Annotated in this window: 21 protein-coding genes; 19 read left to right on the forward strand and 2 right to left on the reverse strand. The window is 43.7% G+C overall.

Annotation, left to right across the window (positions count from 1 at the left end):
- From D8797_RS06655 to D8797_RS06685, 7 genes are all read left to right on the forward strand, one after another.
- Nucleotides 1-1,278, forward strand: a complete 1,278-nt coding sequence (locus tag D8797_RS06655; RefSeq protein WP_125379753.1) for a pyrimidine-nucleoside phosphorylase — start codon at nucleotides 1-3, stop codon at nucleotides 1,276-1,278.
- A 17-nt stretch (nucleotides 1,279-1,295) separates the two neighbouring features.
- The gene (gene deoC / locus D8797_RS06660; RefSeq protein ID WP_125379754.1) at nucleotides 1,296-1,958 is read left to right on the forward strand and encodes a deoxyribose-phosphate aldolase; all 663 of its coding nucleotides are present in this window, start codon (nucleotides 1,296-1,298) and stop codon (nucleotides 1,956-1,958) included.
- Entirely contained in the window at nucleotides 1,945-2,334 is a 390-nt protein-coding gene (locus tag D8797_RS06665) for a cytidine deaminase (RefSeq protein ID WP_005590143.1), read from the forward strand. Before deoC ends, D8797_RS06665 begins: the two co-directional genes overlap by 14 nt.
- A gap of 71 nt (nucleotides 2,335-2,405) precedes the next feature.
- Nucleotides 2,406-3,461, forward strand: coding sequence for a BMP family lipoprotein (locus D8797_RS06670; protein ID WP_005590144.1), 1,056 nt, complete (start codon nucleotides 2,406-2,408; stop codon nucleotides 3,459-3,461).
- Between the two features lie 136 nt (nucleotides 3,462-3,597).
- Entirely contained in the window at nucleotides 3,598-5,112 is a 1,515-nt protein-coding gene (locus D8797_RS06675) for an ABC transporter ATP-binding protein (protein WP_045497051.1), read from the forward strand.
- A gap of 13 nt (nucleotides 5,113-5,125) precedes the next feature.
- Nucleotides 5,126-6,220 carry an ABC transporter permease gene (locus D8797_RS06680; protein WP_061422956.1) on the forward strand — a complete coding sequence of 365 codons (1,095 nt, stop codon included), beginning with the start codon at nucleotides 5,126-5,128 and terminating at the stop codon, nucleotides 6,218-6,220.
- 1 nt (nucleotide 6,221) lies between these two features.
- Nucleotides 6,222-7,178 carry an ABC transporter permease gene (locus D8797_RS06685; protein ID WP_125379755.1) on the forward strand — a complete coding sequence of 319 codons (957 nt, stop codon included), beginning with the start codon at nucleotides 6,222-6,224 and terminating at the stop codon, nucleotides 7,176-7,178.
- Between the two features lie 101 nt (nucleotides 7,179-7,279).
- On the opposite strand, the gene D8797_RS06690 is transcribed toward D8797_RS06685, so the two are convergent.
- On the reverse strand, nucleotides 7,280-8,212 hold the full coding sequence (locus D8797_RS06690; RefSeq protein ID WP_061911261.1) for a polysaccharide deacetylase family protein: 933 nt from the start codon (nucleotides 8,210-8,212) through the stop codon (nucleotides 7,280-7,282).
- A gap of 132 nt (nucleotides 8,213-8,344) precedes the next feature.
- Here D8797_RS06690 and D8797_RS06695 point away from each other — a divergent pair, with 132 nt between their 5' ends.
- The 8 genes from D8797_RS06695 (at nucleotide 8,345) to D8797_RS06730 (ending at nucleotide 16,838) form a co-directional block, all read left to right on the forward strand.
- On the forward strand, nucleotides 8,345-9,631 hold the full coding sequence (locus tag D8797_RS06695) for a homoserine dehydrogenase (RefSeq protein WP_125379756.1): 1,287 nt from the start codon (nucleotides 8,345-8,347) through the stop codon (nucleotides 9,629-9,631).
- 1 nt (nucleotide 9,632) lies between these two features.
- Complete coding sequence (thrB, locus tag D8797_RS06700; protein WP_125379757.1) at nucleotides 9,633-10,499, forward strand: homoserine kinase; 867 nt, start codon at nucleotides 9,633-9,635, stop codon at nucleotides 10,497-10,499.
- Between the two features lie 165 nt (nucleotides 10,500-10,664).
- Nucleotides 10,665-11,567 (forward strand): UDP-N-acetylmuramate dehydrogenase, encoded by a 903-nt coding sequence (murB, locus tag D8797_RS06705; protein WP_125379758.1) that lies wholly within the window; start codon nucleotides 10,665-10,667, stop codon nucleotides 11,565-11,567.
- 203 nt (nucleotides 11,568-11,770) lie between these two features.
- Nucleotides 11,771-12,928: an ABC transporter ATP-binding protein gene (locus tag D8797_RS06710; protein WP_045497085.1), complete on the forward strand. Its 1,158-nt coding sequence runs from the start codon at nucleotides 11,771-11,773 to the stop codon at nucleotides 12,926-12,928.
- Nucleotides 12,909-13,715, forward strand: coding sequence for an ABC transporter permease (locus D8797_RS06715; protein ID WP_048763122.1), 807 nt, complete (start codon nucleotides 12,909-12,911; stop codon nucleotides 13,713-13,715). Before D8797_RS06710 ends, D8797_RS06715 begins: the two co-directional genes overlap by 20 nt.
- Complete coding sequence (locus tag D8797_RS06720) at nucleotides 13,712-14,485, forward strand: ABC transporter permease (protein WP_005590157.1); 774 nt, start codon at nucleotides 13,712-13,714, stop codon at nucleotides 14,483-14,485. Before D8797_RS06715 ends, D8797_RS06720 begins: the two co-directional genes overlap by 4 nt.
- Nucleotides 14,482-15,552: an ABC transporter substrate-binding protein gene (locus D8797_RS06725; RefSeq protein ID WP_005590161.1), complete on the forward strand. Its 1,071-nt coding sequence runs from the start codon at nucleotides 14,482-14,484 to the stop codon at nucleotides 15,550-15,552. The genes D8797_RS06720 and D8797_RS06725 overlap by 4 nt, the downstream gene beginning before the upstream one ends.
- Nucleotides 15,553-15,686: 134 nt before the next feature.
- Entirely contained in the window at nucleotides 15,687-16,838 is a 1,152-nt protein-coding gene (locus D8797_RS06730) for an iron-containing alcohol dehydrogenase (RefSeq protein WP_125379759.1), read from the forward strand.
- Between the two features lie 113 nt (nucleotides 16,839-16,951).
- Here the strand turns inward: D8797_RS06730 and D8797_RS06735 are convergent, their stop codons facing one another.
- Nucleotides 16,952-17,767 (reverse strand): Cof-type HAD-IIB family hydrolase, encoded by an 816-nt coding sequence (locus tag D8797_RS06735; RefSeq protein WP_125379760.1) that lies wholly within the window; start codon nucleotides 17,765-17,767, stop codon nucleotides 16,952-16,954.
- A 137-nt stretch (nucleotides 17,768-17,904) separates the two neighbouring features.
- On the opposite strand from D8797_RS06735, the gene proB reads away from it, so the two are divergent.
- From proB to D8797_RS06755, 4 genes are all read left to right on the forward strand, one after another.
- Nucleotides 17,905-19,014 (forward strand): glutamate 5-kinase, encoded by a 1,110-nt coding sequence (gene proB, locus D8797_RS06740; protein ID WP_125379761.1) that lies wholly within the window; start codon nucleotides 17,905-17,907, stop codon nucleotides 19,012-19,014.
- 96 nt (nucleotides 19,015-19,110) lie between these two features.
- On the forward strand, nucleotides 19,111-20,373 hold the full coding sequence (locus tag D8797_RS06745) for a glutamate-5-semialdehyde dehydrogenase (RefSeq protein WP_125379762.1): 1,263 nt from the start codon (nucleotides 19,111-19,113) through the stop codon (nucleotides 20,371-20,373).
- A gap of 2 nt (nucleotides 20,374-20,375) precedes the next feature.
- Entirely contained in the window at nucleotides 20,376-21,176 is an 801-nt protein-coding gene (gene proC, locus D8797_RS06750) for a pyrroline-5-carboxylate reductase (protein ID WP_125379763.1), read from the forward strand.
- A 327-nt stretch (nucleotides 21,177-21,503) separates the two neighbouring features.
- Nucleotides 21,504-22,115 carry a TetR/AcrR family transcriptional regulator gene (locus D8797_RS06755; RefSeq protein WP_125379764.1) on the forward strand — a complete coding sequence of 204 codons (612 nt, stop codon included), beginning with the start codon at nucleotides 21,504-21,506 and terminating at the stop codon, nucleotides 22,113-22,115.
- The last annotated feature ends 16 nt before the right edge of the window (nucleotides 22,116-22,131 follow it).

The following is a 22,131-nucleotide window of genomic DNA, read 5'->3' on the forward strand; positions in this document are numbered from 1 at the left end:
ATGCGGGCAGTTGATATTATTCAAAAGAAACGAGATGGACTAGAATTGTCCAGTCAAGAGATTGAATGGCTGATTGAGGGGTATGTAGCTGGAACAGTGCCAGATTACCAGATGTCTGCCTTTGCTATGGCTGTTTACTTTAAAGGCATGACTACTCGGGAAATTTCAGATTTGACCATGGCCATGGTGGGGACAGGCCAGCAGTTTGACCTGTCAGCTATTTCAGGGATTAAGGTCGACAAGCATTCGACTGGTGGAGTGGGAGATAAGGTTACCTTAATCTTGGCTCCTCTAGTAGCTAGCTTTGGAGTACCCGTTGCTAAGATGAGCGGTCGAGGCTTAGGCCACACGGGCGGTACCATAGACAAGCTCGAGTCTGTCAAGGGCTACCAGGTAGAGCGCAGCCAGGAAGATTTCATCAAGCAAGTTCAGGATATTGGTGTATCCGTCATCGGTCAGTCAGACCAGCTGGTCAAGGCAGACAAGCTTCTCTATGCTCTACGTGATGTGACCGCTACAGTTGATACCATTCCTTTGATTGCCAGTTCGGTTATGAGCAAGAAAATCGCCGCTGGTGCGGATAGCATTTTGCTGGATGTGACCGTCGGTGAAGGTGCCTTTATGAAAAATCTAGAGGATGCCCGTCTCCTAGCCCGTACCATGGTAGATTTAGGCAAGGCTGTCGGACGTAGAACGGTTGCAGTCATTACGGATATGAGCCAACCTTTAGGTACTAGCATTGGCAATCGTTTGGAAATCTTGGAAGCACTGGAAATCCTTCAAGGAAAAGGACGCGAGGATATTACGGAGTTTATCTGCGAGCTCGCTCGGATTATGCTTGATTTGGCAAATGTTGAGAAGTCAGTTTCTGAAATCAGAGAACATTTAACAAATGGAGCAGCATTGAAAAAATTTGAAGAGATGATTGCGGCTCAAGGTGGAGATCTAGAGGACTTGTATCGACCATCCCAAGCGGCTTATGTGGCTGAAGTGAGAGCAGAGCAATCTGGCTTTATCACAGAGCTTCCAGCTATGGAATTTGGCTTGTTTGCGATGAGATTAGGAGCAGGCCGAGCCGTCAAATCTGATAAACTAGATTATGAAACTGGAATTGTGTTCGAAAAGAAGGTTGGAGAAACAGTCGAAATTGGGGAAATTGTCGCAAAAATTTACGCAAATGAAAAAATTTCTCAAGAACTAGTTACAGAATTCCAAAAAAATGTTAGAATAGGTAGTGAAAGCGTTGCAGTAAGCGAGATTGTCGAAGTGATCGCTTAATTCTAGGAGAATCCAACATGAAATTAAACAAATACATTGACCATACGCTTTTGAAAGCTGATGCAAGTAAGGAGCAGATTGAAACCTTAATTGAGGAAGCAAAGAAATACGACTTTGCGAGCGTCTGTGTCAATCCGACTTGGGTGAGTTTTGCTGCGCAAGTATTGAAAGGGACAGATGTTAAAGTCTGTACGGTCATTGGTTTTCCTCTGGGAGCAAATACTCCGGAGCTCAAAGCTTTTGAAACGAGTGATGCCATCCAAAACGGAGCGGATGAAGTCGACATGGTCATCAATATCGGCGCTTTAAAGTCTCGAAACTTTGACTTAGTTGAAAGAGACATTCGAGCTGTTGTGGAAGCTGCTAAAGGAACCTTGGTCAAGGTTATTATTGAAACCTGCCTCTTGACAGATGATGAGAAAGTGAAAGCTTGTCAAATTGCTCAGAAAGCTGGTGCGGATTTTGTCAAGACATCTACTGGTTTCTCAACTGGTGGTGCAACCGTTGAGGACGTAGCTTTGATGCGTAAGACAGTTGGGCCAGATATGGGAGTCAAGGCTTCTGGCGGTGCCCGTTCTTACGAAGATGCACTTGCCTTTATCAAAGCTGGTGCGACTCGCATTGGAGCATCCTCTGGTGTAGCGATTATGGAGGGAGACGTGGCTAATGGCGACTACTAATTTGATTGATTTAGTTGTAGAAACCACGAAGAATGCCTATGTTCCATACTCTCATTTCCCTGTCGGAGCCGTTTTAGTAGCTAAAAATGGACAAGTTTTCACAGGTGTCAATATCGAAAATGCTAGTTTCGGTTTGACCAATTGTGCAGAGCGAACAGCCATTTTCAAAGCTGTTTCTGAAGGCTTTTTAGACTTTGAGGAATTAATTGTTTACGGAGAAACGGAAAAACCGATCTCTCCGTGTGGTGCCTGCCGCCAAGTAATGGCAGAGTTTTTTAATCAGGATTTACCAGTGACTTTGGTCGCTAAAGATAAATCGACGGTCGTGATGACGGTCAAGGAGTTACTTCCATACTCTTTTACAGACTTAACTTGAGTCTGTTGCTGGTCAACTGACCAAAATTAAACTTGCAACTAAGTTGCACATCTTATATAGGAGGTTCAGAAATGAACAAGAAACAATGGCTAGGTCTTGGTCTAGTGTCTGTCGCAGCAATCGGACTTGCTGCATGTGGGAATCGTGCGTCTAAATCAGATAGCTCTAACGCTAAAACTGATTTAAAAGCTGCTATCGTAACCGATACAGGTGGTGTTGATGATAAGTCATTTAACCAATCTGCATGGGAAGGTTTGCAAGCTTGGGGTAAAGAAAATGGCCTTTCAAAAGATAACGGCTATACTTACTTCCAATCAACAGACGAGTCACAATACGCGAACAACCTAAACCAAGCTGCTACGGATGGTTACAACTTAGTATTTGGTATCGGTTTTGCCCTTCGTGATGCCGTTGAATCTGCTGCAAAAGATAATTCAAGTATTAACTACGTTATTATTGACGATGTAATTGAAGGTCAAAAGAATGTTGCTTCAGCAGTCTTTGCAGATAATGAAGCAGCTTACCTTGCTGGTGTTGCAGCTGCAAAAACGACTAAGACAAAACAAGTTGGTTTCATTGGTGGTATAGAAGGAACTGTTATCACACGTTTTGAAAAAGGTTTCGAAGCTGGTGTGAAATCAGTTGATCCATCTATCAAGATTAAAGTGGACTATGCTGGCTCATTTGGCGATGCAGCTAAAGGTAAAACAATTGCTGCTGCTCACTATGCTGGTGGTGCGGATGTTGTTTACCAAGTAGCTGGTGGTACTGGTGCTGGAGTATTTAACGAAGCTAAGTCAATCAACGAAACAAGAAATGAAAATGAAAAAGTTTGGGTACTTGGTGTTGACCGTGACCAGACTGAAGAAGGTAAATACAAATCTAAAGATGGTAAAGAATCTAACTTTGTTTTGGCATCAAGCTTGAAACAAGTTGGTAAGACTGTCCAAGACATTGCTAACCAAACTGCTAAAGGTAAATTCCCAGGTGGTAAAACTACAACCTTTGGTTTGAAAGACGGTGGTGTTGATTTGACAACAACCAACCTTTCTGAAGATGCTAAAAAAGCTGTTGAAGAAGCGAAAGCTAAAATCCTTGACGGTAGCATTACAGTTCCTGATAAATAATTGAATGTTGAGCGATCCGACCTACTAGGGTCGCTCATTTTTAAATTCTGACGCCTTTGCATCGATTAAGCCTACTAGGATAGGAGTCCGAGGAGGTTATATCGACATAAAATGAAATTCTGGAAAGGAAAGAGCCATGACACATGAAAATGTCATTGAAATGCGAGAAATTACCAAGATTTTTGGTGAATTTGTGGCCAATGATAAAATCAATTTGGAACTCCGAAAAGGTGAAATTCACGCTCTTTTAGGAGAAAATGGTGCCGGGAAGTCAACCTTGATGAATATGTTGGCCGGCCTACTTGAGCCGACTAGTGGTGAGATTGTAGTAAACGGAAAGCCAGTTAAGCTGGACTCTCCATCAAAGGCGGCCTCACTTGGTATCGGGATGGTGCATCAGCACTTTATGCTTGTGGAAGCCTTCACTGTTGCTGAAAATATTATTCTTGGAAGTGAGATTACAAAAAATGGTATCTTAGACTTGAAACGCGCTACGCAAGAAATTAAGCGTTTGTCTAAGAAATATGGTTTGTCGGTCGATCCATCTGCCAAGATTGAAGACATTTCCGTCGGAGCACAACAACGGGTTGAAATTTTGAAGACCCTTTACCGTGGTGCAGATATCCTAATCTTTGACGAACCAACAGCTGTTTTGACACCATCTGAGATTGATGAATTGATGAAAATCATGAAAAACTTAGTCAAGGAAGGTAAGTCTATTATTCTTATTACCCACAAGCTGGATGAGATTCGTGCAGTTTCTGACCGAGTGACCGTTATTCGTCGAGGAAAATCGATCGAAACAGTTGAAATTGCTGGTGCAACCAACCAAGACTTGGCGGAAATGATGGTGGGACGTGCCGTTTCCTTCAAGACTGAGAAGAAACCTTCTAATCCGCAAGAGACGGTTCTTTCAATCAAGAATCTTGTCGTTGAAGAAAATCGCGGCGTTCCAGCTGTTAAAGGACTTTCGCTGGATGTTCGTGCTGGTGAGATTGTTGGGATTGCTGGTATTGACGGCAATGGTCAAACCGAGTTGATTCAAGCTATTACAGGACTTAGAAAAGCAAGCTCGGGTGAAATTTTGATCAAGAACCAGTCCGTGATTGGTAAGAAACCACGTCAGATTACAGAGATGAAGGTCAGTCACGTCCCTGAAGACCGCCATCGCGATGGTTTGGTGCTGCAGATGTCCATTTCTGAAAATATTGCTTTGCAGACTTACTACAAAGAGCCGCTTAGCAAAAACGGCATCTTGAATTACAATAATATTTACTCTTACGCGTGCAATCTGATGAAAGAGTTTGACGTGCGGGCAGCTAGCGAGTATGTACCTGCTTCAGCCCTTTCAGGAGGAAACCAGCAGAAGGCTATCATTGCTCGGGAAGTGGATCGTGATCCAGACTTGCTGATTGTCAGTCAGCCAACCCGCGGTCTTGATGTCGGAGCAATTGAGTATATCCATAAACGCTTGATTGAGGAGCGTACTCAAGGTAAGGCAGTTCTTGTTGTCAGCTTTGAGCTAGATGAAATACTCAATCTTTCTGACAGAATCGCCGTTATCCATGATGGCAAGATTCAAGGAATTGTGACTCCAGAGAAAACCAATAAGCAAGAACTTGGTATTCTCATGGCTGGTGGTAAGATTTAGAAGGGAGATTCAAATGTCTAAAAAAACACAGCAGATCGCAGTTCCCTTAATCTCAGTTCTTTTAGGGATTTTATTGGGAGCGATTGTCATGGCTATCTTTGGCTATGACGCCATCTGGGGATATGAATCCCTCTTTAAAACGGCATTCGGTTCTTTGAGAAGTTTGGGTGAAATTTCTCGGGCGATGGGACCTCTAGTTCTCATTGGTCTGGGTTTTGCCGTTGCTAGTCGGGCTGGATTTTTCAATGTTGGACTTCCAGGCCAGGCCTTGGCTGGTTGGATTCTGGCTGGTTGGTTTGCCCTTTCCTTCCCTGACCTACCTCGCCCATTGATGTTGCTAGCAACTGTAGTGATTGCAGCAGTAGCTGGTGGGATTATTGGTGCTATTCCAGGGGTTCTGCGTGCCTATTTAGGAACGAGCGAAGTCATCGTTACGATTATGATGAACTATATCGTCCTCTTCGTTGGAAATGCCTTTATCCGCAGCTTTCCAAAATCTGTGATGCAGAGTGTTGACTCTAGTAAGCGTGTTGGTGCCAATGCTATTTATCAAACAGAATGGCTGAGAAGTTTGACAGCTAACTCTCGGATGAATATTGGTATTTTCTTTGCTTTGATTGCAGTTGTGCTGATCTGGTATATGCTGAAGAAAACAACACTTGGCTTTGAAATCCGCGCTGTAGGGCTGAACCCGAATGCATCTGAATACGCAGGGATGTCTTCTAAACGGACCATTATTTTGTCTATGATTATTTCAGGCGCCCTTGCAGGACTTGGAGGAGTCGTAGAAGGACTGGGTACTTATCAGAACGTCTTTGTACAAGGAAGTTCATTGAGCGTTGGTTTCAATGGTATGGCAGTTAGTCTTTTAGCAGCAAACTCCCCAGTTGGTATCCTTTTTGCGGCTTTCCTCTTTGCGGTTTTAAGTGTCGGTGCGCCAGGTATGAACGTGGCTCAGATTCCGACAGAATTAGTCAATATCGTGACAGCTTCGATTATCTTCTTTGTCAGCGCCCACTACCTGATTGAGCGTCTGACTGGTAAGACAGTCTTTGAATTATTTAAAAACCGTAAGCAAGAAGCTGGTAAAGTGAAAGGGGGAAACTAGGATGAGTATTGTAACGATATTAGGTTTATTAGTATCATCTATGCTGATTTATGCGGCTCCCTTGATTTTCACAAGTATCGGTGGAGCTTATTCGGAGCATGCCGGAGTCGTCAATGTCGGCTTGGAAGGGATCATGGTAATGGGAGCATTTACAGGTGTTCTCTTTAATCTGACTTTCGAAAGTAGTTTTGGCAGCTTGACTCCGTGGCTTTCCTTGATTGCTGCTGGCTTAGTCGGAGTGCTCTTCTCCCTTATCCATGCTGTAGCAACTATTAACTTCCGTGCGGACCACGTTGTTAGTGGTACGGTTCTAAACTTATTAGCACCAGCCTTGGCAGTCTTCCTTGTTAAAGCTATCTACAACAAGGGGCAAACAGACAACATTCAGCGTTCATTTGGTAAATTTAATTTTCCTATTTTGTCTGATATTCCAGTCATAGGAGATATATTCTTCAAACATACAAGTCTGATGGGATATTTGGCCATCGCCTTCTCTTTCCTTGCTTGGTTTATCATGTTTAAGACAAAGTTCGGATTACGCCTTCGCTCAGTTGGAGAACATCCGCAGGCAGCAGATACACTAGGAATCAATGTTTACCTCATGCGCTATTGTGGTGTTATGATTTCTGGTTTGCTCGGCGGTATTGGAGGGGCTATCTATGCTCAGTCAATCTCCGTTAACTTTGCTGTGACAACTATCATAGGTCCAGGATTTATCGCCTTGGCAGCTATGATTTTTGGTAAATGGAGCCCTATCGGTGCTATGTTAGCGAGTCTCTTCTTTGGAGCTTCTCAAAGTTTAGCCGTTATCGGAAACCAGTTGCCTCTTCTTTCAAAAGTGCCAACGGTTTATCTACAGATTGCGCCATACGTTTTGACGATTGCGGTTCTTGCGGCCTTCTTTGGTAAAGCTGTTGCTCCGAAAGCAGACGGTATCAACTATATCAAGTCTAAATAATTTTTTACACTAGTTCTTTGGAACTGGTGTTTTTTGTGATTAGAAGAAGTTGCTATCGGAAATAGAAAAAGCCTGCTTCGTCTGAAGCAAGCTTTCTGAGATTAATTTGTAGCGATTTCGTTTAATAAATCTTCTGCAGTAGTGGTTGGGTTCACTCGAACACGATTGAGCGAGAGTAATCCGTTAGACAGTGAAGCCAGGCCGTTATTGGTCGTCAATCCCATCTTATAACCCAGACTTTCAGCGATCTGCAAGGTCGCATCACTATAGCGGCCAGATGGATAGGCAACAGTCGTCGTCTTCTGTGATAGATTGTCATCTAAAAAGGCTTTAGAATCACGTAGTTCAAGGGTTTGTTGATCAGCAGTAGCAGTTGATAGATCAGGGTGGTTGACGGTATGGTCTTCAAAGGACATTCCCTTTTCCTTCATTTCTTTGATCTCATCTAGCGTCAGCATATCTTCACGGCCAGCTTGGACAAATCCAGTAATGACATTGTTGGTTGCCTTCATCTGGTACTTTTGAAGTAGCGGAAAGGCATTGGTGTAAAAGTCTTTCAAACTATCATCAAAGGTTAGCCAGACTACTTTTTTATTTTCAGGTAGGACATTCTCTGTCAAAGCTTTGTAAGCTTCGTCTGGGGTTAAAGTATAATAACCAGCCTCTTTCAGGGCCTGCAAATGACTTTCAAAAGTAGTTGGATCTACAATCAAACCAGCATTGGCTGCCTCAGAGGGATCCATTACATGGATCGCATGGTACATCAAGATTGGAATCTTAACAGGCTCGTCTTGTTTTACCCACTTGATTTTTGAAGCTTCTTCATTTGTTGAGGTAGAGTCTGGCTTCGAGGTGGATTGCACAGTTTGGTTGCCTGCAGAGGATTGTTTGCTAGGAGAGAACTGAGTCTTCCAAAGATAAATTCCGCCTACGATTAGGGCAAGGAGCAAGAAAAGATTGATAATAGAAAAAAGGAATGCCTTTTTCTTAGCTTTATGTCTTTGCATGCGTCTTCCAATGTGTTTATCTGTCATGGTATCTCCTTCTAATCTCATGAGTTTAAAATTTTTACTTACATTATAACAAATATACAAATAGATTTGTAGGCATTTCTATATATTTTTGTTATAATGTTTTTTATATAAGAAATATTCAAGGAGTTCCTCATGTCTATTAAAATTGCTTTACTTGGTTTTGGAACAGTTGCTAGTGGTGTTCCTTTCTTGTTGAAAGAAAATGGAGAAAAGATTGTTCAGGCTGCTCATTCTGAGATTGAAGTTGCTAAAGTCTTGGTCAAGGATGATGCTGAAAAAGAACGTCTATTGGCAGCTGGAAATGATTATAACTTTGTGACCAATGTGGATGAAATCTTAAATGACGGCGAAATTGCGATTGTAGTGGAGCTGATGGGACGGATTGAACCAGCAAAAACCTTTATCACGCGCGCACTTGAAGCAGGTAAACATGTGGTAACTGCTAATAAAGACTTGCTGGCAGTTCATGGTTCTGAATTGTTAGACATTGCTCAGAAAAATGGCGTTGCTCTTTACTATGAAGCTGCTGTTGCAGGCGGTATTCCTATTTTGCGCACCTTGGTTAATTCATTGGCATCTGACAAGATTACCCGCGTTTTGGGCGTGGTCAATGGAACATCTAATTTCATGATGACCAAGATGGTAGAAGAAGGTTGGTCTTACGAGGATGCTCTTGCAGAAGCGCAACGTTTAGGATTTGCTGAAAGTGACCCGACGAACGACGTTGATGGAATTGACGCAGCCTATAAAATGGTTATCCTCAGCCAATTTGCTTTCGGTATGAACATTAGGTTTGAAGATGTCAGCCACCAAGGTATTCGCAACATCACGCCTGAAGACGTCGCTGTTGCTCAAGATTTGGGCTATGTAGTGAAATTAGTTGGTTCGATTGAGGAAACGCCATCAGGAATCGCTGCGGAAGTGACACCGACTTTTTTGCCAAAAGCGCATCCACTAGCTAGCGTAAACGGCGTAATGAATGCGGTCTTTGTCGAGTCAATCGGTATTGGAGAATCCATGTATTATGGCCCAGGTGCAGGTCAAAAACCAACTGCTACCAGTGTCGTTGCGGATATTGTCCGTATCGTCCGTCGCTTAAATGAAGGCACGATTGGCAAAGCCTTCAATGAATTTAGCCGCGAGCTTGTCTTGGCTAAACCTGAGGATGTTAAGAGCAACTATTATTTCTCTATCTTGGCTCCAGATGCCAAGGGTCAAGTCTTGCATTTGGCTGAAATCTTTAATGCTGAAGAAGTTTCCTTCAAGCAAATTCTGCAAGAAGGTACGGATGGTGAAACAGCACGTGTGGTCATCATCACGCACGCTGTCAGCAAGACTCAGCTAGAAAATGTCGTTGCCAAGCTCCGTGAGGTACCAGAGTTTGAATTACTCAACACCTTTAAAGTATTAGGAGAATAAGATGAAAATTATTGTACCAGCAACCAGTGCCAATATCGGGCCTGGTTTTGACTCAGTTGGTGTTGCAGTCTCCAAATATTTAGAAATCGAAGTCTTGGAAGAAAGTCAGGAGTGGGTTATTGAGCATGACCTCAATCCTCGAATTCCAACGGATAAACGTAATTTACTAATCAAGATTGCCCTGCAATTAGCCCCAGACCTTCAGCCTCATCGCTTAAAAATGACTAGCGATGTTCCGTTGGCGCGGGGTCTCGGCTCTTCTAGCTCTGTTATCGTTGCAGGGATTGAACTGGCCAATCAGTTAGCAAATCTGAACTTATCGGATCATGAAAAGCTAAAAATTGCGACAAAAATCGAAGGGCATCCGGACAATGTCGCACCAGCAATTTATGGAAATCTAGTGATTGCAAGCTCTTTCCAAAATCAAGTTTCAGCTGTCGTGTCAGATTTCCCAGATGTCAGCTTTATCGCTTTTATTCCCGATTATGAGTTGAGAACAGTTGAAAGCCGTCGTGTCTTGCCTAATCGCCTTTCATACAAGGAAGCTGTTGCAGCAAGCTCTGTAGCCAATGTCGCAGTTGCAGCGCTCTTAAAGGGTGATATGAAAACAGCTGGTCGTGCTATCGAATCCGATCGTTTCCATGAGAGATATCGCCAGCCGCTTATCAAAGAATTTTCTGACATTAAATTCTTAGCCAGAAAACAGGGCGCTTTTGCGACTTACATCTCTGGAGCTGGTCCGACTGTTATGGTTTTATCTCCAAAAGACAAGGCTGAACAGATTTATCAGCAAATCAAGGAACAAGACTTTGATGGGGAAGTTTTCCAGTTGCAAGTCGATACTCAGGGTGTACGTGTAGAAAAATAGAAGAGAGTTTGAGGATGACGAACTTGTGGACGCAGTGTTGGTCTACAATCTTCGTTCTCCTCTTTCTTTTTGCTTTGAAAAAGAATCTTTATTTCCCTTAGTCTATCGTAAATATCATTTAATTTTGATATAATAGAGTGTAATTTGTAAAAAAGAGAGTAAGTCATGCAAAACCTAGAAAAATTTTCTGCGGAATTAGAAGGAATCGACATCCGTTTTAATGAACCTTTGAGTCAATACACTTATACGAAGGTAGGCGGAGCTGCCGATTTCTTAGTTTTTCCACGCAACCGTTATGAATTGGCTCGGATTGTCAAGCTAGCCAATCGTGAAAATATTCCTTGGTTGGTGCTTGGAAATTCAAGTAATATCATCGTTCGAGATGGCGGTATTCGAGGCTTTGTCATCATGTTTGACAAGCTAAATAATGTAGCAGTAGACGGCTATACGATTGAGGCAGAGGCTGGTGCCAATCTAACTCAGACTACTCGTATTGCCCTGCATCATAGTTTGACTGGCTTTGAATTTGCCTGTGGCATCCCGGGTAGTGTTGGCGGAGCTGTCTTTATGAATGCTGGCGCTTATGGCGGAGAAATTGCTCATGTGCTTGTTTCTTGCAAGGTCTTGACACCTGTAGGAGAAATTAAGACCTTGGACGCGCGTGATATGCGCTTTGGCTATCGTCATTCACTTATTCAAGAAACTGGCGACATTGTGATTTCAGCTAAGTTTGGTCTGGCACCAGGTGTCCACCAAAACATTCGTCAGGAAATGGAACGTCTGACCTATCTGCGTGAACTCAAGCAGCCTTTGGAATACCCATCATGTGGGTCTGTCTTTAAGCGTCCTCTGGGACATTTTGCTGGTCAGCTCATCAGTGAGGCCGGTTTAAAAGGCTACCGAATCGGTGGTGTAGAGGTTTCAGAAAAGCATGCTGGTTTCATGATTAATGTCGATCATGGCACAGCTAGCGATTATGAAGAGTTGATTGCTCATGTTATTAAAACAGTAGAGGAGCATTCAGGTGTCACTCTGGAACGAGAAGTTCGAATTATTGGAGAAGCATAAGAGTCCGATATGTAATTGTCTGATTGCTTTTCTAAGATTTGTCCAAGTCTTTGGGATAGCCAATATCCATGTGTCATTAGTAAAGGGGGTGAAAGCCTATCGATATCGCAAGTATGCAGGGCCATAGTAGCCCTCGAGAGTTTTTTTGGGTCTGACAGAGCCAAAAATCTGTTAATACATGGAAAAGAAGGAATTTATGCCAATTGAAAAAACCAATTATTGAGTTCAAAAACGTTTCGAAGGTTTTTGAAGACAGTAACACCGTCGTTCTCAAAGATATCAACTTTGAATTAGAAGAAGGAAAATTTTATACGCTTCTAGGGGCTTCTGGCTCTGGGAAGTCAACTATCCTTAATATTATTGCAGGACTGCTAGATGCGACAACGGGAGACATCTTTTTGGATGGTGTTCGCATCAATGACATTCCTACTAATAAGCGGGATATTCACACCGTATTTCAGTCCTACGCCCTTTTCCCGCATATGAATGTTTTTGAGAATGTAGCCTTTCCGTTGCGGTTGCGGAAGGTAGACAAAAAAGAAATTGAAGAACGGGTTACTGAAGTTCTGAAAATGGTTCAGCTGGAAGGATATGAGCGCCGTTCAATTCGGAGACTTTCAGGCGGTCAACGCCAGCGGGTAGCCATTGCTCGTGCCATCATCAATCGGCCACGGGTTGTCCTACTTGACGAGCCTCTTTCTGCGCTAGATTTGAAGTTGCGGACGGATATGCAATATGAGCTCCGTGAACTCCAACAGCGCCTTGGGATCACTTTTGTCTTTGTCACTCACGACCAGGAAGAAGCCCTAGCTATGAGTGACTGGATTTTTGTCATGAATGAAGGGGAGATTGTCCAGTCAGGAACGCCAGTGGATATCTATGATGAACCGATTAACCACTTTGTTGCGACCTTTATCGGAGAATCTAATATCCTGCCAGGTAAGATGATCGAAGACTACTTGGTCGAGTTCAATGGCAAGCGTTTTGAAGCAGTTGACGGAGGCATGCGTCCAAACGAGTCCGTTGAAGTGGTGATTCGCCCAGAGGATTTGCGCATTACTCTGCCTGAAGAAGGAAAACTGCAGGTTAAAGTGGATACCCAGCTTTTCCGCGGGGTTCATTATGAAATCATCGCCTACGATGAGCTCGGAAATGAATGGATGATTCACTCAACCCGCAAGGCCATCGTCGGAGAAGAAATCGGTCTGGACTTTGAGCCAGAGGATATCCATATCATGCGCCTCAATGAAACCGAAGAAGAATTCGATGCTCGGATTGAAGAATACGTAGAAATTGAAGAACAAGAAGCAGGGCTGATCAATGCCATTGAGGAGGAAAGAGATGAAGAAAACAACCTCTAACCTTTTTATGCTTCCATATTTTCTTTGGATTCTGCTCTTTGTCCTAGCTCCAGTGATAATGATTGTCTGGAAATCATTCTTTAATATCGAAGGGCAGTTCACGCTGGAAAACTATCGGATTTATTTCACGTCGCAGAATTTGACCTATCTGAAAATGAGCTTTAACTCGGTATTTTACGCAGGCATCATCACCTTGGTGACCTTGCTCATTTCCTATCCGACTGCTTATTTTTTGACCCAGCTTAAGCATCGCCAGCTTTGGTTGATGCTGATTGTCCTGCCGACTTGGATCAATCTTTTGCTTAAGGCTTACGCCTTTATCGGTATTTTTGGACAAAACGGCTCGGTAAATGAATTTCTGACCTTTATCGGCATTGGTCCCAAGCAGATTCTTTTCACTGACTTTTCTTTTATTTTTGTTGCCAGCTACATTGAGCTGCCCTTTATGATTCTGCCGATTTTCAACGTCTTGGATGATTTGGATCCCAATCTCATCAATGCTAGCTATGACTTGGGTGCCAATCGTTGGCAGACTTTCCGCAATGTCGTCTTTCCGCTTTCAATGAATGGCGTGAGAAGTGGCGTGCAGTCCGTCTTTATTCCTAGTCTCAGCCTCTTCATGCTGACGCGTTTGATCGGTGGAAACCGTGTTATTACGCTGGGAACAGCCATTGAACAGCATTTCTTGACAACGCAAAACTGGGGAATGGGCTCAACCATCGGAGTGGTTCTGATTATTGCCATGCTCTTCACCATGTGGGCAACCAAGGAAAGGAGAGAACGATGAAAAAATTTGCTAATCTCTATTTAGCGATTGTGTTTCTAATCCTCTATCTTCCGATCTTTTATTTGATTGCCTATGCCTTCAATGCTGGCGATGACATGAATAAATTTACTGGCTTTGATCTGGTTCATTTTCAAAAGCTGTTTGAAGATTCGCGCTTGATTTTGATTTTGGCGCAGACATTCTTCTTAGCCTTTCTTTCTTCCCTCATTGCCACGATTATCGGAACTTTCGGTGCTATTTATATTTACCAAGCCCGCAAAAAATATCAGGATGCTTTCTTATCCATCAATAATATTTTGATGGTGGCGCCTGACGTCATGATTGGGGCTAGCTTCCTGATTCTCTTTACCACGGCTAAATTCCAGCTGGGCTTTGTGTCTGTTTTAGCTAGTCACGTTGCCTTTTCAATTCCCATTGTTGTGCTAATGATTTTGCCACGACTGAAAGAAATGAATGACGACATGATTAAGGCTGCTTATGATTTGGGAGCTAGTCAAGTCCAGATGCTCAAGGAAATCATGTTGCCTTATCTGACACCAGCGATCATTGCCGGCTACTTTATGGCTTTCACCTACTCACTAGATGACTTTGCTGTGACCTTCTTTGTAACAGGAAATGGCTTCTCAACTCTTTCTGTAGAAATTTATTCCCGTGCACGGCAAGGAATTTCCTTGGAAATTAATGCTCTGTCTGCTCTGGTCTTTCTCTTTAGTATCGTTTTAGTCATTGGCTATTACTTTATCACGCGTGAGAAGGAGGAAGCAGCATGAAAAAACTCTATTCGTTTTTAGCAGGGATTCTTGCGATTATCCTGATCTTGTGGGGAATTAGCTATCGGATTGAGAGTAAAGCCAATAGCAAGGGCAGTGATAAATTGGTTGTCTATAACTGGGGAGATTATATTGATCCGGAATTGCTGACAGAGTTTACCAAGGAAACAGGCGTGCAGGTGCAGTATGAAACCTTCGATTCCAACGAAGCCATGTACACGAAAATCAAACAAGGTGGCACAACCTACGATATCGCAATCCCCAGCGAGTACATGATTGCCAAGATGATGAAGGAAAACTTGGTGGAGAAATTGGACCATAGCCAGATCAAAGGCTTGGAAAATATTGGTTCAGACTTTTTGGATCAGCCATTTGATCCAGGAAATCAGTATTCCATTCCTTATTTCTGGGGAACGCTGGGCATTGTTTACAATACTAAAATGGTCGAGCACGCGCCTGAGCACTGGAACGATCTCTGGAAGCCAGAATACAGAAACTCCATCATGATGATCGACGGAGCCCGTGAAGTCATGGGGATTGGTCTGAACTCGAATGGTCATAGTCTTAACTCCAAAGATGCTGACCAGCTGCAGGAGGCTGTCGATAAACTCTACACTCTGACGCCCAATATCAAAGCCATCGTCGCTGATGAGATGAAGGGCTACATGATTCAGAATAACGCGGCTATCGGTGTTACCTTCTCTGGTGAAGCTCGTCAAATGCTGGAAGCCAACGAAGATTTGCGCTATGTCGTGCCTACAGAAGCCAGCAACCTTTGGTTTGACAATATCGTTATTCCAAAGACGGTCAAAAATAAAAAAGCTGCCTATCAGTTTATCAATTTCATGTTGAGGCCAGAAAATGCCTATAAAAATGCCCTTTATGTTGGCTACTCAACGCCAAACCTTCCTGCCAAGGCCATGTTGCCAGAAGAAGTGCAGGAAGACGAGGCTTTCTATCCAACCGAAGAAACCATGAAGCATCTGGAAGTCTATCAGCAATTAGGACCAAAATGGCTCGGAACATACAATGACCTCTATCTTCAAGTCAAAATGTATCGCAAATAGCCAAAGAAACCTGAATTTATTCAGGTTTTTTTGTATTTCGACTTGTATAATTCTTTGAAAAGTAGAAGAGAAAGTAGTAAAATTATATTAACATATACAATAGAGCCTTGTGCTCAATTAAGGAGGAAATCATTATGTCAGTTTTCTACGTTCCATCAGTCAATTTGATTGGTAAAGGTGTCATCAATGAATTTGGCGGTCATGTCAAAGAGCTGGGCTTCAAGAAAGCTCTCATCGTTACAGACCACTACATTGCATCCAGTGACATTTTACCAAAAGTCATCAAGCCGCTAGAAGCAGAAGGCATTGAATATGTGGTTTTTGAAGGTGTAGACCCAAATCCATCTTGTAAGAATGTCTACGATGGTTTAGCTACTCTTCAAGAAAATGACTGTGATTTTATCATCAGTGTCGGCGGTGGCTCTCCTCAGGATGCTGCCAGCTGTATTTCCATTATGGCGACAAATGGAGGCAAGCCACAGGATTATGAAGGGCTCCACAAGTCTAAAGAAAAGGGCCTGCCAGTTGTAGCCATCAACTCCACGGCAGGGACTTCTGCTGAAATTACCATCAACTATGTTATCACGGATGAAGAACGCAAGGTTAAGATGGTGATGGTTGATAAAAACAGTCTGGCTCTCATCTCTGTCAATGACCCAGAGCTCATGGTTTCCAAACCAGCTAATTTAACAGCAGCGACTGGGATGGATGCTTTGACCCATGCTGTTGAGGCCTTGGTAACTCCTGGTGCTTATGGCGTGACCAAGAAGTTGTCTATCGGTGCCATTGAGTTGATTAAGGAATATTTGCCGCGAGCAGTTGCTAATGGTCATGATATAGAAGCGCGTGAAGCTATGGTCAATGCTATTTTCCTCGGCGGCATGGCCTTTAACAACGCAGGTCTGGGATACGTGCATTCGATGGCTCACCAGCTTGGTGCGGTCTATCATCTGCCGCATGGCGTTTGCTGTGCTATGCTCCTGCCAGTAGTTGAGCGTGAAAATGCCAAACGTGTGCCAGCAGCCTTTAGAAATGTAGCTAAAGCTTTAGGCTTGCATACCGAAAGTAAAACTGATGAAGAGTGTGCAGCGTATGCCATTTCAGAAATCGAAACCTTGTCTGAAACGGTCGGTATTCCTAAGAAATTGACCGAACTTGGTATTGAAGAAAAGGACTTTGACTTTGAATACCTTTCTAAGAATGCCTTGATTGATGCTTGCGCACCGGGCAATCCTTTCATGCCGACTTTGGAAGAAACCATTGCTTTATACAAAGAATTGTTTTAAGCCAGAGGAAAACAGTTCACTCTCTAAACTTAGTTGATTTATATCAAAAAAAGACAGTTGCTCTCTCTCCTACAACTGTCTTTTTAATTATGGAAATGGGATGATGTACAGGATTAGTGCTCTAGAATAAACTTAGCAATAGCTGTGGCGACACCATTTTCTTCATTGCTATCTGTCACATAGTCGGCCAAGCTTTTGACATAGTTGCTAGCATTCCCCATGGCAACGCCCAAGCCAGCAAACTGCAGCATTTCAATATCGTTATTCGCATCGCCCAGTGCCATGATTTCCTCAGGATTGATCTCTAAGCGTTGTGCTAGACGCTCTAGGGCAAAGGCTTTGGTAACACCTTTTGGCATCGCCTCGTAGATGACAGGCTGGGAGCGGACGCCACTGAATCGTTGGCAGAGTTCTTGAGCGAACTTGGTCTCAAAATCGTCTACCTGCTCTGGATTTCCTAGAAACATAGCTTGGAACATTCGATGCTGGCCGCTGCAAGCTTCTTCAAGGCTGATTTCAGTAGGAGTCGTAAAGACGAGAGCCGCATCGTCTGTCACAATTTTGCTAGCCTTTTCTCCTACGACGAAGTAATGCTCTTCATCAAATAAGGTCAACTGCACTTGGCTCTGTTCCGCTAAACTGACTAAGTAGCGAATGTCATCTGGATTTAATTCTTGCCAGTCGACGACCTGCCAATCGCTAGTCTGATGAATAGCGCTGCCATTGTCTACGATGACATATTCATTTTCATTCTCCAAGCCCAGCTCCTGATAGTAAGGCTTGACACCCACGAGTGGTCTGCCTGTACAGAGAACCAGCTTGACTCCAGCTTGGATAGCTTGGTGGATGGCATCAATATGAGCTTGAGGAATCTTTTTTTCCTCAGTCAGCAAGGTTCCGTCCATATCAAGGGCAATTAGTTTAATCATAGTTTTTCTCCAATAGTATTTGTGAATATTATAGCATATTTTCTATTGCTAGGAGAGCAGAAATGGGTAAAGATTGTTTTTTTAATTTTCCTGTCCTTATGGTATAATAAGAAAATCTAGTAAGGAAAAGAGAAGCTATGAAAGCAAAGCGTATTGTATTTAAAGTTGGAACGAGCTCATTGACACATCCTGACGGCAGCTTGTCGCGGGCAAAGGTGCGGGAAATCACGCATCAATTATCGGTCTTACACGAAGCCGGACATGAGTTGATTTTGGTATCGTCTGGAGCCATTGCAGCAGGTTTTTCTTCTCTAGGCTTTAAAAAACGCCCCACCAAGGTAGCCGATAAACAGGCTTCGGCAGCTGTTGGTCAGGGCCTTCTCCTAGAGGAGTACACCACCAATCTGCTCTTGAAGAAGATCGTATCTGCCCAGATTTTGCTGACGCAGGATGATTTTGCGGATAAACGGCGTTACAAAAATGCTCACCAAGCTCTGTCAGTCCTCCTTAATCGGGGTGCCATTCCCATTATCAATGAAAATGACACAGTTTCTATCGAGGAGCTAAAGGTGGGAGACAATGATACGCTCAGTGCTCAGGTGGCAGCTATGGTTCAAGCAGATCTTTTGGTACTTTTGACAGATGTTGATGGGCTTTACACAGCCAACCCGGCTACTGATCCAACGGCCCAACGTCTTGAAAGAATTGAGACGATCTCTAGCGATTTGATTGACATGGCAGGCGGTGCGGGCTCCAGCAATGGCACTGGTGGCATGCTGACTAAGATCAAAGCAGCAACTTTGGCGACCATGTCTGGTGTACCAGTTTATATTTGTTCGTCACTTAAAAGCAATGCCTTATTGGAGGCGGCGGGCCAGACTCGAGACGGGAGCCTTTTCTTAGCGCAGGATAAGGGCTTGAAAACACAAAAGCAGTGGCTAGCTTTCTATGCCAAGAGCCAAGGTGCCATCTATGTAGATCGGGGAGCGGCACAGGCACTCCGCTACGATGGTAAAAGCCTTCTGGCATCAGGAATTGTTAGGTTAGATGGGCATTTTTCTTACCAAGATACGGTAACGGTGTACGAAGAAGAGACTGGTGCGATTTTAGGAAAGGGGCGCGTGCGCTTTGGTAAACCTGCCCTCAAGGATATGCTGCGTTCTAGCAAGCCAAAGGGAGTCGTGATTCATCGTGACGATTGGATTTCTATTACTCCAGAGCTCCAACTGCTCTTTTCTGAATTTTAAGAGGAAATAGGGGCTTACTTATTTCCTTTACCCGAACTCTCCAAGATCTTTATCAATTATAAAAAGAAATTATTGTATCTTACGAAAGGAGGCGCTATGACCTCAACACAAGAATTATTTGAAATTGTAAAAAAGTCAAAAAAATCCATCAACACAGCTACAACTGCTGAGAAAAATCAAGCATTAGAGGAAATGGCAAAGCAGCTCTGGCTTTCTCGTGCTGATATTTTAGCAGCCAATGAATTGGATATGACCGCAGCTAAAGGTAGGATTTCAGATGTGATGCTGGACCGCCTCTATCTGAATGAGGAGCGGATTGCTGCTATGGCAGAGGGCATTCGCCAGTTGATTGACTTGGAGGATCCTGTAGGGCAAGTCTTAGAAAGAACCGAGCTTGAGAACGGCCTCGTCATCAGTAAAAAGCGAGTGGCTATGGGCGTGATTGGGATTATCTATGAAAGCCGACCTAATGTCACTTCAGACGCTGCAGCTCTGGCCCTAAAGAGTGGCAGTGCAGTCGTTCTCAGAAGTGGCAAGGATGCCTATCAGACAGCGCTAGCTATTGTCACAGCTTTGAAAGAAGGCTTGGCTCAGACGGCGATTTCACCAGATTGTATCCAGCTGATTTCTGACATCAGTCGGGCTTCTGCTCAGGCTATGATGAAGGCTAAGGGTTATCTGGATTTGCTCATTCCTCGCGGAGGTGCGGGACTGATTCAGGCGGTCGTGGAAAATGCGACAGTGCCGGTTATTGAGACGGGTACTGGAATTGTCCATGTCTATGTAGATAAGGATGCTGATCAAGACAAGGCTTTAGCGATTATTGAGAATGCCAAGACCAGTCGCCCTTCTGTCTGCAATGCCATGGAGGTACTACTGGTTCATGAAGAGATTGCAGCTGCATTTTTGCCACGTGTGCAGAAGATGCTGGTGACAGAACGAGATGCTGCGCAAGAAAACCTTGTTGAATTACGTTTGGATGAGAAAGCAGCTCAGTATATCTCAGGAACACAAGCTAAATCGGAAGATTTTGATACCGAATTTTTGGATTATGTCTTAGCTGTCAAGCTGGTTTCCTCGCTGGAAGAAGCGGTGGAGCATATTGAAGCCCACAGCACCCATCACTCGGATGCTATTGTGACGGAGAACGATGCAGCGGCAGCTTACTTCACAGAGCAGGTGGATAGCGCAGCAGTTTATGTCAATGCCTCAACCCGCTTTACAGATGGCGGTCAATTTGGCCTTGGTTGCGAAATGGGGATTTCCACTCAAAAACTGCATGCCAGAGGTCCTATGGGACTAAAAGAGTTGACCAGCTATAAATACGTCATCCAAGGGACGGGTCAAGTGAGGAAATAAAGATGAAAATTGGATTTATCGGTCTGGGAAATATGGGTGGTAATCTCGCTCGTCTAGTTGCCCAAGATGAAAGATACAGAAGCGAATTGCTACTGGCCAATCGCAGTCGTGACAAGGCTGAAAAGATTGCTGCAGAACTTGGTGGTCAGCCGGTCAGTAATGCAGAAGTTTTTGCTCAGGCAGAAGTGATTTTTCTGGGCATCAAACCAGCTCAATTTGCTGACTTGCTGGCTGAGTATCAGGAAGTTCTAGAAAAACGGGACTCTCTTTTGCTGGTTTCGATGGCTGCGGGTCTGAGCTTGGAAATATTAGAAAAATTGACACCTCGCCACCATCGTTGGATTCGAATCATGCCTAATACACCAGTAGCCGTTGGCGAGGGTGTTATTACCTATGCCTTATCCCAGCAGGCGAAGCAAGCGGATGAAGACTTGTTGCGTGAGCTTCTGTCTTCGGCTGGCCTTTTGGTCAAATTAGAGGAAAAACAGTTGGATGCGGCGACAGCTCTTGCTGGCTGCGGACCAGCTTTCGTCTATCTCTTTATAGAGGCTTTAGCAGATGCAGGTGTCCGAGCAGGACTCAGTCGCGACATATCGCTTGAACTGGCCAATCAAACCCTTTTAGGCGCTGCTAAGCTAGGTCAGGTTAGCGGTCAACATCCGGCTCAGCTCAAAGATCAAGTCTGCAGTCCAGCTGGTTCGACCATCGCTGGGGTAGCTAGTCTGGAAGAAAATGCCTTTCGAGGAACGGTCATGGCAGCCGTTCAAGCTGCCTATCAAAGGACACAAGAACTTGGTAAGTAGGGTAATTGTCATTTTGCCTTTTTTGAAGAAAAAATAGAATCGTCAAGTAATATGACACATCATCATATAAAGTGGTGCAGAGAGACACTCGTAGATGACTTGTTTCAAGTCAGTACGAGTGTCTTTTTGTTTTTTAAAAAAGTTATCCTTGCTAGGTTAAGTGAAAGTAAACCCGTGGATAACATAGATGGAGACTTTTCTCTAAGAAGAAGCAGATTTAAAAATCAACAGCTCAGCACATTTTTCTTTTGTTTTTCCTTGACAGTTAAATTGTCAGAATTTATAATAAAAGAAGAAAGGTGATAACAGTGTTATCGAATTGAAAGCATGAAAAAAGAAACAGATGAGTTAAACGAAAAAATCTTGGAAAGCGCAAGGAGTGAGTTCTTGGCTTATGGCTATCAGGATGCTTCACTGCGGAGAATTTGTCGTGCTGCTGGCTTAACGACTGGGGCACTTTATAAGCGCTATGAGGGTAAGGATAGTCTCTTTAGTGCTCTGCTTGAGCCTACTCTGACAGCCTTAGACCAGTATGGACAAGAGCAGAAGCGACGTGATTATACTTTCCTAGAGGAGGGGCACCTGTCTGATATGTGGACTCATCGCTTGGAAGATCTCCAATCCCTGATGCGGATTCTCTATGAGCATAAGGATATTATGCAGCTCTTGCTCTTTAAATCTCAGGGTTCTTCGCAAGCGGACTTCAGGATGCGTCTGCCTCATTTGGCTGCAGACGAGACTTATCGCTATTTGGAGCTAGCTTACAAAGAGGGAAAGATCAATTATTTGGTCAAACACGAGTTTCTGCGATCGTGCATGACAGCTTATTACACAGCTGTATTTGAGCCCTTGGCTCAAGACTGGCCCCAAGAGCAGGCGCTGGAATTTTGCCATTCCATCATGGACTTGTTTGACTGGGGAGGTTTGCTCGGTTTTTGATAGAAAGAAGGAAATT

Origin of the sequence: Streptococcus cristatus, assembly GCF_003944225.1 — a bacterium.
Classification (GTDB): Bacteria; Bacillota; Bacilli; order Lactobacillales; family Streptococcaceae; genus Streptococcus; species Streptococcus cristatus_K.